The following is a 13,525-nucleotide window of genomic DNA, read 5'->3' on the forward strand; positions in this document are numbered from 1 at the left end:
CAAAGGCTGGGATGCCAGAAAGCGTGCGTATTGCCTGAAAATCCAGCCAGCTACAGGGTCGTTCGCACGAAATCTTATTTATTCAACAAAGCCCATCAAAGCCTTTCAAATTTCGGCTAATCAACTCCAGACACTGGCAGGCATATTCAGCAGGTAAGATTTCAATTGCGTCCGGTGGACTGTGTTTAACAATATCGAGCGACTGATCAAGCGATCGCGAATCGATAAGTAAAACCCGATATACGGTCAGCAATCCCTCTTTTTTGGCGTAGCGTAGCGCGGAGAGATTGGAAGAAATAACACCATCAACCTTGTAATAATTTTTCAGTAGATTGATCCCCGCCTGATCCGGTTTGAAACCACCCAGTAATTCAAGGTGAACGAGGACTTTCTTACCGCTTTGATGGCATTTGCCAATTAGCGACTGCAGATTGCCGATATTCGCTTCGGATAGCAGCACATATTCTGACTGGCAGGATAATGCTTTCTCAAAGTATTTATACTTCCTGATGGAAGGGATGATGGTGTTATTTAAAATCATATTAATTTCCGATGTTATTTAGCCATGTAGAGGCTGTATGCATCTTCCGCTGTTGCGTTTTCATGGATGATGGCATTCAGACCTGCTACCACTTTCGCCGGCTGCGGATCCTGGGTAATGTTTCGTCCCACAGCCACGCCTTTCGCACCCATCTGCATACAGTGCTGAACAAATTTGAAGTAACCATCGATGCCGGTTTTTGGCCCCCCTAAGGCAAGCACCGGCACGCCAGCAGCTTCAACGATCAGTCGGTCCTCTGGTGAACCGGTAAAACGCGTTTTGATGACGTCCGCGCCCAGCTCCACCGCTGCGCGGGCCGATGCAGCGATGATCGCCGGATTGTTAGAGTCATCGCTGGTGACGGGATAACCATACGGGAGCGATTCGACAATCAGCGGTACGTTCCAGCGATCCGCTGCCTGCGCGAGTTGCATCGCCATAATGTGGGTTTTTTCTTCATTGAAGGCGCCGGGGAAGGTCATGCAGACCACTCCCTCGGCAGCGACTTTAAGCGCATCTTCGACGGAAAAAACGGGGGTAGTATCGGGAACGGTATTGTCAAAGATACTGACCGTGCTGTCGACGCGTAACACAACGGGAACGCTGTTCAGCGCTTCACGATAATTCTTCAACATGCCGTACGTGACGAGCGCGCAATCCAGGCCGTGTTCCACCAGAGCAGGGAGCTGATTTATCGTATTATCAATACCATTTGTTTTCGTGGAAAAATAGTAGCCATCCAGCGCTAAGGTCACGGATTTACCATCTTTTGCGAATATTCTTGAGAGACGACGTTCTTTAGACATTTATTTACTCCTGAGATAAAAAACAAAAAAAAGCCCTCAGAGACTCGCGTCTCTGAGGGCTTTCTGTTCACATACCCTTTTGATAATGGTTCGGGAATCCAAAGCATTATCAATGCAATTTTTTAGCAAAGTGAGAAAGGTTTAACTTTTGTTTAAATTAAATCTGTTCTCTTGCGTGATTAAATAACTAACACACGCGATAACTTACTGTCCAGTTGGTGTCGTTGAAATGAGAGATTCATCACATCAATATGTTGTATGACGTGAAAAGTGCCGGGTTAAATACAGAAACCGAACCCTTAAAAAACCAGGCAATAACGCATCCTGACAAGAGGGAGAACGCCAGGCGTTTATTTCATCCGCATGAAGAACCCATCCATGCATGCTCCTGCCTGCAGGTCGCCATCCACAAACGCGCATTTATTCCCGTCCGGATGGCGTACAAAAACGTTATAGCATCGTTGTCGGCATGGCGGTCTGTCCCCCGGAATGATTTCTTCCCGGCGCCCGGGCAAATTACTCGTCCGCTTTGTGCGCCCAGGCAGGCATCGCCGTCAGGTAACGTTTTGCCCGTTTCCGTGATTCCGCTACGCCCACCTTTTGCCAGGAGTCGAGAAAAGCCGCCAGACCGGATACGGCCTCTTCCCAGGATTTCAGATTACCGTCGCTGTCGCTGCAATACGCGCAATATTTATCGCTGGCCCCTTGCGCATCGGGTGCGGACATCGGCATTCCGCAGGCCTGGCAAAACCGTTCGTGCTGTGTCATAGAGCGCTCCTCCTGTCGTTGAGTTGTCTACTAAACATACAGAATTTACGCCTGGCGTTTAGCGTTTCAGATCAATAGATCCTGCCGTAACCGTTCTGGTGGATCTTCTGCCGGGGCGTGCGGGAGGGATAACGGGCAACGTACTCCGTATCGCGCAGCTATCGCCTCCCTTATTTCTTATTGATGCAATGGTTGATCGCAGGCCGCGAGGATGGATTCATGCATCGCTTCGGAAAGTGTTGGATGCGCGAAGATCATCGACAGGAGACTTTCATCTGTGGCCTCCAGGTGACGGGCGATGCCAAACCCCTGGATCAGTTCCGTGACCTGTGCGCCAACCATATGCGCGCCCAGCAACTCGCCGGTTTCAGCATCGAAAATCGTCTTCACAAAACCCTCTGTCTCGCCGCTGGCCAGCGCCTTACCATTATTCTGCCAGGAGAACTTACCGATCCTGACGGGCCGTCCCCTGGCCAGGGCCGTCGATTCCGTCAGGCCCAGGCTGGCAACCTGGGGCCGGGCATACGTGCAACCGGGCACATAGTCGCGATCAAGCGGGTGGGCGCCTTCGACACCAGCCAGTGTCTCAACGCAGATCACGCCTTCGTGGCTGGCCTTGTGCGCCAGGCACGGCGGGCCGGCTACATCGCCGATGGCATACAGCCCGAATACGTTAGTGCGACAAGCGGTGTCCGTCTTGATAAAACCGCGGTCTAACTCGACGCCCAGCGTTTCCAGCCCCAGATCTTCAATATTCGGCTGTACGCCAACCGCCAGCAGCACGCGTTCGACGTCCTGAGAATATTCGGCGCCGGTGTTTTTCATGGTGCAGCGCACCCCGGTCCCGGTGAGCTGTACTTGCGTCACCAGGGTCTGGGTATGGATCTGAATACCGCGTTTTTCGAATGACTTACGCACTGCTGCAGACACCTCGGCATCTTCCACTGGCAAAATCTGCGACGCCAGCTCGACCAGCGTCACTTTACAGCCCAGATCGTTATAAAGGCTGGCGAACTCGACGCCAATCGCCCCTGAACCGATGATTAATAGCGACCTGGGCAATAGCTTAGGCCGCAGCGCTTCGAAATAGGTCCAGATATATTCGCCATCTGGCGCGATGCCTGGTAATGCGCGTGGTCGGGCGCCCGTGGCCAGGATCACGTGATCGGCCCGGTAATCGCGCGTCTCCCCTCGGGCATCCTCGACCGTTATTTGCTCCTTGCCGCGCAGCCGCGCGGTGCCATCAATGACCTGCACGCCATTTTTCTTCAACAGGTACGCCACCCCGCCGGTGAGCTGTTGCGATACGGTACGGCTAAACTGCACCAGTTTCTGCAGATCGATGTTCACCTCACCCACGCTGATGCCCAGCTGACTGGCATGGGTGATACTGTGCGCGACCTCAGCGCCATGCAACAGCGCCTTGGTTGGAATGCATCCCCAGTTCAGGCAGATGCCGCCCAGATGTTGTTTCTCCACTAATGCGGTACGAAGCCCTAGCTGGCCGGCACGGATGGCGGCCACGTATCCCCCAGGACCACCGCCGATAATCAGCACATCGTATTTATCGTGCATAGCTCGTCTCCTGGATAAACAGCAAGGTTGGGGTTTCCGTCAGTCGCCTGAGTTCCCGGAGAAAAGCCGCACCTGCCGCGCCATCGATAACCCGGTGATCGCAGGATAGCGATACCGTCATTTGCTGGCGCGCGACGATTTGCCCGTCGCGTACTACCACCCGCATTTCGCCGGCGCCAATGGCGAGGATTGCGCTTTGCGGTGGATTGATGATGGCGTCAAACTGCCGGACGCCAAGCATCCCCAGATTTGACACGCTAAAGGTCCCCCCCTGGAACTCTTCCGGCTTCAGCGTGCCCGCTTTGGCCCTGGTCACCAGCGAGTGAATTTCGTTCGATATGTCGCTAATTGATTTCCGGTTCGCCGAGCGAACAATAGGGGTAATTAGCCCGGCAGGCAGCGCAACGGCCACTGAAATGTCGGCATCCGCAAAGCGGCGGATACTTTGTGTCGCTTCATCAAACTGGATGTTGACGTCAGGCACGGCCACCAGCGCCAGGGCGCAGGCCTTCACCAGCAGGTCATTAACCGAAATCTTGACGCCGGGTACTTCGCGGTTAATTTCCTGACGTAGCGCTAACAGTCTTTCCAGATCGAGATCGACGCTCAAACGGAAATGGGGAGACTGTTGCTTGGACGTTTGCAGGCGAGAGGCGATAGCCCGGCGCATACCGGACATGGGGATGCTTTCATAGGGTACCGGGGTACTCTCCTGTACCGGGCTGGTCTGCGGGTGCTCGTCGAGTAACAACGCCGCGGCCAGCACATCATCGCGACTCACCCGGCCGCGTGAACCGCTGCTTCGGCAGTCATGCAAATTGATACCCAGCTTGCCGGCCAGACGGCGCGCCAGCGGGGTGGCCGATACCTGGCTGTCATCGGCATGCGAGCGGGGCGCTTTGCTGCGACGAACGGGGGGCGTCGGGGAGGCCAGGCGACCGCCGGCGGCAAGGATCGCGCTTTCCAGATCAGAAACAGAGATACGATCCCCGCGCCCGCTGCCGCGGACTTTTTTCAGGTCGACACCCCAGCGGGCAGAGAGTCGTAACGCATGGGGCGTGGCATTAACATGAGTCACATCGGTCACGCCTTGCAGACTGACGGGGATGTCGGTTTGCCCAACGGGGGGCTCGGGGCTGGTGGATGGCGGCGAAACAACGGAAGGTGGCTTAGCGCCTGCCTGTGCCGCTACGTCCGGCGCGGCAGCCTCCGTGCCAGGGGCTGCGGATTTCGCCGTAGCCAGAGCGGCAGCGAATTCGTCCAGGTCAGCATCGCTGACCGAAGCGTCAGCCGCCAGGGCCAGCACGGCGCCTACCTGAAGCGTCTCACCCTCTCGGGCGAGGATCCGACGTAACGTACCGGCAAAGGGGGCCTCCAGCACATTGACGATTTTACTGGTTTCAATCTCACAGATTTCCTGCCCTGGGGTGAAGCTGTCACCCTCCTGGATTGCCCACCGAGCGAGCAAGCCTTCTTCCATGGAAAGCCCCCACTTTGGCATTTCAAGCGTCTTGATTTCGCTCATAGGTTAATCCTCCAGCACTTGACGGACGGCGGCTTCGATACGTTCTACGCCAGGGATCCAGAGTTTTTCGAGAGCAGGGGAGAACGGGACCGGCGTGTGTGGCGGCGTCACCAGCAGAACGGGCGCTTTGAGGAAATGGAATGCCTGGGACGCGATCAGCGCCGCGACATCATGCGCAAAACCGAAGCGTGCCGCGGATTCGTCGACAATCACTACCCGCCCCGTGGACGCCACCGATTCCAGAATCCCTTCCTCATCCAGCGGCGAAATGGTCCGCGGGTCGACCACCTCGACCGAGATCCCCTCTCTGGCCAGTTTGTCCGCCACCTGATTGGCTTTATGCACCATTGCCGACAACGCAATGATGGTGACGTCTTCTCCTTCGCGGGTATAGTTGGCTACACCTAGCGGGATGGTATAGCTCTCGTCCGGTACCTCGCCCTTGAGGTCGTACAGCATTTTATGCTCGCAGAAAACCACCGGGTCGTCGTCGCGAATTGACTGGATTAACAGACCTTTGACGTCATAAGGCGTCGAGGGCACCACCACCTTCAGCCCTGGCGTGGTGGCAAAGATATTATAGGGTGACTGTGAATGCTGGGCCGCGGCGGAAAACCCCGCGCCGATCATACCTCGCATCACCAGCGGGGCTCTGGCTTTGCCACCAAACATGTAGCGGAACTTAGCCGCCTGGTTGTACAGCGCATCGTGACTCACGCCAAAAAAATCCATGAACATCAATTCCGCGACCGGCCGCAGACCCGTCGCTGCGGCGCCGGCCGCCATTCCGATGATGGCCGACTCGGTAATGGGCGTGTCGATCACCCGATCGGAGCCGAACTGCGTCCACAGCCCTTTAGTGACGCCGAGCACACCGCCAAAGGCTTCTATCTTCGCCTCTTCGGGCGCATTTCCGCCATGACCGCCACGCAAATCTTCACCGATGAGCACCACGCGTTCATCGCGTTCCATTTCCTGAGCCAGGGCTTCCTTGACCGCTTCACGATAGGTTTTAATCGCCATAGTTATCACCCTCAGTATGAGACATAAACGTCTGTCAGCAGGTCTTCCGGAGCCGGATAGGCAGCGGCGCGGGCCTTCAATACCGCATCGTTGACAAGGGCTTCTACTTCCTCGTCAATCGCTGCCAGTTCTTCCTGGGTGATATGCTGTTTGACCTTAGCGGTGAAAATCTTCAGCGGATCATGTTGTTCACGCAGGCGTTGCACTTCACCTTCCGCGCGGTATAGCGCGGGATCCCCCTCAAAATGACCGTGCCAGCGGAAGGCTTTGGCCTCAATGACGCTTGGGCCACCGCCTTCTCGCGCACGTTTGACCGCCTCTGAAGTGGCCTCATAAACGGCAAAGAAATCGGTGCCATCAACGGTCACTGCCGGCAGGCCGAAGCCAGCGGCGCGTCGGGCGATATCACGCCCACCCACGGCGTAGTCATGACCGGTCCCTTCGCCGTAACCGTTGTTCTCGAAAATAAAGACCGCTGGGAGCTGGAGCACGACGGCCATATTGATGGCTTCAAAGACCAGGCCCTGATTAGAACCCCCATCGCCCGTAAAAGAGACACCGACGTTGCCGGTTTTTAGCGTCTTTGCCGTTAGCGCGGCGCCGATGGCCAGGGGAGGGGCTCCCCCAACGATAGCGTTCGCTCCCAGCATTCCTTTCGACAGATCGGCAATGTGCATCGACCCACCCTTACCGCGACATAACCCGCTGTCCTTGCCGAATATTTCGGCCATCATGCCGTGAATGTCGCACCCTTTAGCAATACAGTGGCCATGTCCACGGTGTGTTGAACCAATAAAATCTGCGCTCGTTAAATTTTCGCAGACCCCCACCGCGATGGCCTCCTCACCGGTGTAAAGGTGAATGAAGCCTGGAATATCACCGCTGGTATTTTCCTGATGCAACCGCTCTTCAAAGGTCCTGATCTCCCGCATCTTGCGGTAAGCCTGCAATAACGCCTGTTTGCTGAGCATGATTTAATTCTCCTCAATAAAGGTCACCCAGGCGGGGCCAACAGACAGGGCGGATAACCCTGGCCACACCCATGCAATGAATCTACGAGCGGTTAAAGGGAGTGCGAAGCCACCTTCATGGGGGGGGAGGTGGGGGTTTTCATGCTTGAGGTCAAACTTTCTAAATTTTGTGTAGCTATAAAGTTTGGCGGCCCCATGTCATCCCGGGGGCTGGCGTACAATTGAAAAAAAACAAAGCGAGTAGATAACCACGGATGAAGCCATCGGATTTAGAAAGTCGCCAATCACCATCACTGGTCTCCGGGCCATTGCGGCTGACGCGAGGCTTGCCGCTAATCCTGACCAAATTCGTCCCGCCTCGCTCCTCGATACAATTGCTGGAGCGCCCCCGGCTTCTTCAGCTTCTCAATCCCGTTCAGCAGTGCCGGCTGGGCGTCGTTTGCGCTGGCGCTGGATTTGGCAAAACCACGCTGTTGGCGCAATGGCATCAGCAGATGGTCGCCCAGGGGGAACGTATCGCCTGGCTGAGCCTCGATGAGGATGATGATGACGTATGGCAGTTTATTCCTTACCTGCTGCAAGCATTGCGTCCACTTTATGCTGACTGGGACGCCGATTTCTGGCGTGATATGGAAGAACAGAAGCTCTCCAGCTCCGAGCAACTGCTGGCCGGGCTCATTAACCAGCTACACTACTGCCCGCATGACATATACCTGATTATCGACGACTTTCACGTGATTAACGATCGTGGGGTCTATGAAGCGCTGGGGTATTTACTCAAGCATGCGCCTGCCGCCTTGCATCTGATCATTGGCAGCCGTTTCCACCCCAATCTTGCGCTGAGCCAGCTGCAGGCCCAGGACCAACTGGTGGAAATCTATGATCGAGACCTGCAATTCACGCTCGAAGAAACGAAACACTATTTTAGCCGCACGGTTGCGCTACCCCTCAGCAACCACCATGCACAGCGGCTGCAGTCCGTGACTGAGGGCTGGATCGCAGGGATGAAGATCGCTTCATTGTCCGCAGAATTACAGCATGATCCCGAGCATCTGTTGCGCAATATGCATGGAGGAACACGGTCCATTGCCCGCTATCTTAAAGAGGTGGTCCTGGACCCGCTGCCGGAAGAGGTGCTTGATTTCCTGGTGAAAACGTCCTTCCTCAGTCGGTTAAATGCCGAACTATGTAATGCAGTGACTGGACGTGATGACAGTCAAGCAATGCTGGCATGGATTGAGCGACACAACCTTTTTTTGTCAGCCCTTGACGAACAAGGCTACTGGTTCCGCTACCATCCTCTGTTGCAGGAAAATCTTCGGACCATGCTGCAGCAGAACAACGATATTGATCGCAAACAGCTACATGAATTAGCCAGTCATTGGTTCGTCGAACAGAAGCTGTGGTCTGAGGCGGTACGCCATGCGCTCAGCGCAGGCAAGCCGGTGCATAGCCCCGGGCAGGACGGCGCAAGCGCTCAGTCACTGGCGGAAGAAGGGGATATCGATACCCTGATCTCATGGATGCATCATTTACCGCCCAGCACCGATCCTGCGCGCATTGACCTGCAAATTAATCTGGCCTGGGCACTGGCGCATTATTTCCACTTTGATGAGTCGAGGCAGCTGCTTGATAACCTCGATCAGATGGTGCTTCATCACCGTGATGATTTAACCCGCAGCACCTGGTGTAAATTGCGCGTTGTGCGGGCAATTTGCGAAGCCTTTGCTGAAAACATCCCGGAGAGTCTGGCTATTGTTCAGCCGTTGCTGGCCGAAGTGCCCTGCGGCGACACCTGGGTTGATGGTCTGATATGCAATATTCTCAGCTATTGCCATGTTGTTAACCAGCGCTATCACGACGCGCTGGAGGTTCAACAGCATATGCCCTCTCCGGAAAGTCCTTTAGATAATCTGTTTGTCTCGGTTTATCGCGCGTTTATCATTGCCCAGTGTCATCTTTGTCAGGGCGATCTGGGAAAAGCCGGGTGGTACGCAGAGAAAACGTTGCGCCAGGCTGAATGTTATACCGGCACCCAGTCGACCAGTGGCGCGACGCTGGCGCCGCTGCTGGCGGAGATAGCCTATGAATGTCAGAGGGGTGACTCGCCCGAGCATCTGTTAGCCGACCGGCTCGAATTCATCGACCGATTCAGTCCACCCGACGCGCTGAGTCGTTGCTATACCTATCTCGCGCGTCAGGCCTTAGATAGCGATATGCCCTATGAGGCCGAGCGATTGCTGGAGCATGCGCAGCGCCTTGCGGTGTCTCGCGGCTGGCAACGGCTCCAGGCCATGATGTTAGCCGAGCAGGTGAGGGTGCGCCTGCAGCGCGGCAATTTCACCGGCGCAGAGCAACTGCAACGGCAGCTTGAACAAATGGCCGCCAGCTTCAGAATGGATGCCGAACATCCCTGCCAACGCGCCATCGTTATGTCTGCATCTCTTAGCCGCAGCCGGCTTCTTCTCGCCAGAGGCCAGGCGCCGCAAGCCTGCATTTTACTGGCTGAGATGGTCTCCGATCAGGAAAGCCGGGGGGACAGGTTAACCGCAGCGCGTCTGCGTACGCTCTGGTCATTAGCCTTGTGGAACAGCGGCAGAACTGCCGCTGCGCGCACGACATTTCAACCAGTGCTGCAGCTGGCTGAACACCAGCATCTCAAAGGCCTCTTTCTTGACGCTGGCGATACCTTGCAACCTTTGCTTGCTGGTATGAATGAATCCTCTTCGGCTTGTACAGAGGAAGGGATAGTCCATGAACCCTGGGCCGGCAAGCGCGCGCCTGCAAATGGAACACCGTTTAATAGTGGAAGCCCCGATATTCATGGGGAACTCAGCGAGCGAGAATTTCAGATATTACAACTGATCGCTGAAGGTCAGATGAACAAAGAAATCGCCCGCTCCCTCGCTATTTCTGCCGAGACGGTCAAATGGCACATCAAAAACATCTACGCGAAGCTTAAAGTGAATAGCCGCACTCAAGCGATGAGCCGGGCGCTGGAGATGAAATTGCTGGATTAATGGTTTGAACAGGGGGGCTGGATAGAAAATCTTATTAAGACGAGCCACTTTCTTAACGGGGCTATGAGCCATGGATAATCGAGTACTAGTAAGTCCATGGGGAGCTATCTCTGAACGGTGATGGCAGTTTTGATGCCCTGGCTCAGCGATAAGGACATTGAGGTTAGGGGCGTTGGTCGACATCACGGAAAATGAATCCCAGAGAGGCTTTAAGGACTGTTTTCAGTAACGTTTTGATTGAGGTGGTACGATAATAGAAGTAAATAAAGTGCGTAACACGTTGTTCCATTGTAAAAATAAAAAAAATCTTTTTGGGGTTCCTGAAATACCCTCGCCAGCAAAGGCAATAGGTCAAAGGAGAAAAATTTTAAAGGGATAATAAATAGCCACATGACGTATCGTGTAATTGTTTTTCGATCATCCTTATCCGAGGTGTTTCAATCTGACCTGTAATTAAAAACAAGCAGATCAAATCTCATACTTAGCTATTGCATCAATCACTGCTACACCATAGCGATTAATCATTGATTGATAAAAGCTATGCTCGATGAATTTTGCATAACCCATCTCCCCTTTAAGAGTAAGAATTTCCTTTGGAGACAATACGCCGCTGACGTAGTGATGTATTTTACTTCTAAGAAGGCGCTTTCTCTCTCGCCCTAATGAAAGATGGCCATCTGGAGTGATCGTTACACCTGTAATATGACGATTAAATTTTCTAGATGAAAACACTGTTTTTTCATGATTTATTTTTATATTTCTTAAACTTACTTCATTAAGTATTTCACGCACTATCTTAGGCACATTGAACAATACACCTTTTACTTTAGTGCTGAATGTCAAATCATCCGCATAACGTGAATAAGTTATTCCAAGCGCTGCGCATTTTTTTGTCATTTTTTCATCAAAAAAATACATAACAACATTCGAAATCTTCGGGGATGAAGGCGCTCCTATACTCAGTCGAAGAGGACTACTTCTTCTCAACTTCCAGAAAAAAAGGTTTTCAATTACAAATACATCAGTTTCATTTAGTTCAATGCCAAACTCTTTTAAATTTCTCAAAAAGTTGAACGGCTTAATGCTTAAAAAGAAATTTTTGAAATCCATTTTAAGCAAATAGTCATTTCTACAATGTATTAAAGCATTGGCTTTGATGCCTTTTGAAGATTCATATGCGAAAGCGCTCTCATGAACTTGTAGCACATCTGATATATGGTTCAAAACAGCAGACTGCAACGACTTAACCTGCCTCGCAGGCTGAGCGATTAATCTAAAGGCTTTACCATTTCGTTTTAAAATATGATATTTTTTATAACGCCGAGGAATAGTTGAAATATATTTCCTCGCCTCTTCGTCACTGAGAAAAAGACCGTTGGCAATATAATTTAGAAGTTCCATATCAAGCACCTCCCCGTACAATATTTATTTGACTAAGCGCATTTTTTCTCTTTTTGGCTGTCTCATCCATGTCCCTAGTATCCATGCTAAGATAAGATTGCCGGATGGCGACTTTAATATTCATAGAGTCTTTGATTTTGCCACTAGCGCTAATACCAAATTTGAGTTTGCTTTCTCTGCGTCCGCGAGAATAATAATAGTCGGTACCACTATATGACAGAGATGAGGTCAGATTCATTTTACTCAATAAATAAAGTAACCGAGAGATTATTTTTTGAGGTACATCTATGTCCATACAATATAGAGCCCACTCTATTTCTGTTTTCTTAATAGGCTCTGATAAAAGGATTATTTCATATATTAATATTGCGAGGTGTCCAGTATTTTCAGTATTATAACGTTCTGTTTTTTTTACTCGTTTCAGTCTGGAGTATATATCATGATAGATCAACTCAACTTCATCGTACTTCATACTCTCAGATTTTGGCCATGGGTAGACAGATACTGAAGCATCATCGATTCTTTTGAGGTATTCCAAAGGGCCTAAATATATAAAAGAAGATCTTGGAGGGATTTTTTTCTCTTCATTCCCTTCAATTTCCGCCAACGGAGCTACAATATGTAATTTCTGAGCAAGAGATTTTTTGTTTACAAAAAGTCCCAACTCGACTAATGATCCAGCACTTTCAAGACAAATAACAACAAGAGTTGATATATTTGCAATATCGTCCTCAAAACTCATCAAATCAGAATAAGCACCATCTTTAAAATAATCATGGAAGTTTTCAGCCAATACAAGGGAGTCGGATAAAATAGGGTTATGCCCAGCCACATATGTAAATATATGGTCTCGGACACTCATAGGGAGCGCATTCATTGGCCCACCACAAACAAAAATAATTGGGGGCATAAACTGAACAATGAAATTCGAATATCTCAAATCACTAAATTGTTCTTGTAATGCATTCATGTATGCAGAATCACTCACCCTTGTGACCCCCTTCTGCTAAAAGAAAAGGTGGCTATCAAGCCACCTTCAACCCCTTTACCTAAAGGATGCGCTTTAGACTTTCAGCAAGCTCCTGAAATGAAACGCAGTGGAATGAAGGATCTTGCTGAAAGTGCTGAAGCGCAACCCTAAATGTCCACAATAAGTTAGTGTCTGGCGAAACGCCCGACAAGGATAAACCTGTTATCCCACGCGTAAAGGTAAGATTAGCATAGCAAAAAAAAAAGAATGATCAATGGATGGCTAATCCAAAAATTGCGTTCAGTTCAGGAAACAGCAAGCTTCGCATCATGGAAAATTTTTAAAATCCGCAAAAATCGCACTACACTGCACCCGCCTGCAGTTTTCAGATCACAAAAATTTTTAGTTGGGATATTTTACAAATGATAGCGCCAAACCGCGCCACAACTGGGGATATACAGCGAGCAGGGAAGGTAAAAGAGTGAGAAGAATTTCAGCTTTTTTCAGTTTAGCTTACTCCAACATCGTCATCACTAGAATTAAGCTATTGATAGTAAATAGATAAAAAATTTTGAGTGAGATTATTCATGGAAACCAACGATACACTTAAAAATTAACTATCTGATTTTTATGCGCTTTTTTATTAAGCAACTGAAATGTAATGAACCGAAGCCGGGACAAATTGAGTTACGCCAGTAACGCGAGCCATTAGGTTCAATCTGAAGGTACAGGCCATCTCCCTCAGATAGCTTAGAGCTGTTCTTTTTTCCTTCAGCGGCTTCAGCCTTGCAGGCATTCAGCATCATTCGGGCTATATTTCCTGGACCGAACAGAACATGCCCACAGTTGTATGTTGATTTCAAGGTATTGGGGGCTTTGTTGAATAAATCAGATTTCGGGTAAGTCTCCCCCGTAGCGGGTTGTG

9 protein-coding genes and 2 pseudogenes are annotated in these 13,525 nt (G+C 51.2%); 1 reads left to right on the forward strand and 10 read right to left on the reverse strand.

Annotated features, from left to right (window positions below):
- Positions 1-94 precede the first annotated feature (94 nt).
- The 7 genes and pseudogenes from ABLV54_RS12140 to ABLV54_RS12170 form a co-directional block, all read right to left on the reverse strand.
- Positions 95-541, reverse strand: a pseudogene (locus tag ABLV54_RS12140) (glycerol-3-phosphate responsive antiterminator); the annotation flags it as partial.
- 14 nt (positions 542-555) lie between these two features.
- The gene (locus ABLV54_RS12145; RefSeq protein ID WP_002889868.1) at positions 556-1,347 is read right to left on the reverse strand and encodes a phospho-2-dehydro-3-deoxyheptonate aldolase; all 792 of its coding nucleotides are present in this window, start codon (positions 1,345-1,347) and stop codon (positions 556-558) included.
- 516 nt (positions 1,348-1,863) lie between these two features.
- Positions 1,864-2,115 (reverse strand): zinc ribbon domain-containing protein, encoded by a 252-nt coding sequence (locus ABLV54_RS12150; protein ID WP_023288528.1) that lies wholly within the window; start codon positions 2,113-2,115, stop codon positions 1,864-1,866.
- Between the two features lie 177 nt (positions 2,116-2,292).
- Positions 2,293-3,690 (reverse strand): dihydrolipoyl dehydrogenase, encoded by a 1,398-nt coding sequence (lpdA, locus tag ABLV54_RS12155; protein ID WP_050533123.1) that lies wholly within the window; start codon positions 3,688-3,690, stop codon positions 2,293-2,295.
- Positions 3,680-5,215: a 2-oxo acid dehydrogenase subunit E2 gene (locus ABLV54_RS12160; protein ID WP_348814161.1), complete on the reverse strand. Its 1,536-nt coding sequence runs from the start codon at positions 5,213-5,215 to the stop codon at positions 3,680-3,682. The genes lpdA and ABLV54_RS12160 overlap by 11 nt, the downstream gene beginning before the upstream one ends.
- A gap of 3 nt (positions 5,216-5,218) precedes the next feature.
- A complete protein-coding gene (locus ABLV54_RS12165) occupies positions 5,219-6,238 on the reverse strand; it encodes an alpha-ketoacid dehydrogenase subunit beta (RefSeq protein ID WP_044521157.1) in 1,020 nt (339 codons plus the stop codon).
- Between the two features lie 11 nt (positions 6,239-6,249).
- Entirely contained in the window at positions 6,250-7,209 is a 960-nt protein-coding gene (locus ABLV54_RS12170) for a thiamine pyrophosphate-dependent dehydrogenase E1 component subunit alpha (protein WP_002889884.1), read from the reverse strand.
- A gap of 254 nt (positions 7,210-7,463) precedes the next feature.
- On the opposite strand from ABLV54_RS12170, the gene ABLV54_RS12175 reads away from it, so the two are divergent.
- On the forward strand, positions 7,464-10,229 hold the full coding sequence (locus ABLV54_RS12175; protein ID WP_050533121.1) for a LuxR C-terminal-related transcriptional regulator: 2,766 nt from the start codon (positions 7,464-7,466) through the stop codon (positions 10,227-10,229).
- Between the two features lie 468 nt (positions 10,230-10,697).
- Here the strand turns inward: ABLV54_RS12175 and ABLV54_RS12180 are convergent, their stop codons facing one another.
- From ABLV54_RS12180 to ABLV54_RS12190, 3 genes and pseudogenes are all read right to left on the reverse strand, one after another.
- Positions 10,698-11,630, reverse strand: coding sequence for a retron St85 family RNA-directed DNA polymerase (locus tag ABLV54_RS12180; RefSeq protein ID WP_050533120.1), 933 nt, complete (start codon positions 11,628-11,630; stop codon positions 10,698-10,700).
- Between the two features lies 1 nt (position 11,631).
- Positions 11,632-12,618: a retron St85 family effector protein gene (locus ABLV54_RS12185; protein ID WP_225608522.1), complete on the reverse strand. Its 987-nt coding sequence runs from the start codon at positions 12,616-12,618 to the stop codon at positions 11,632-11,634.
- A 671-nt stretch (positions 12,619-13,289) separates the two neighbouring features.
- Positions 13,290-13,406 (reverse strand): annotated as a pseudogene (locus ABLV54_RS12190) (Arm DNA-binding domain-containing protein); the annotation flags it as partial.
- Positions 13,407-13,525: the final 119 nt, after the last annotated feature.

This window comes from Klebsiella sp. JB_Kp042 (genome assembly GCF_040065275.1).
Classification (GTDB): Bacteria; Pseudomonadota; Gammaproteobacteria; order Enterobacterales; family Enterobacteriaceae; genus Klebsiella; species Klebsiella quasipneumoniae.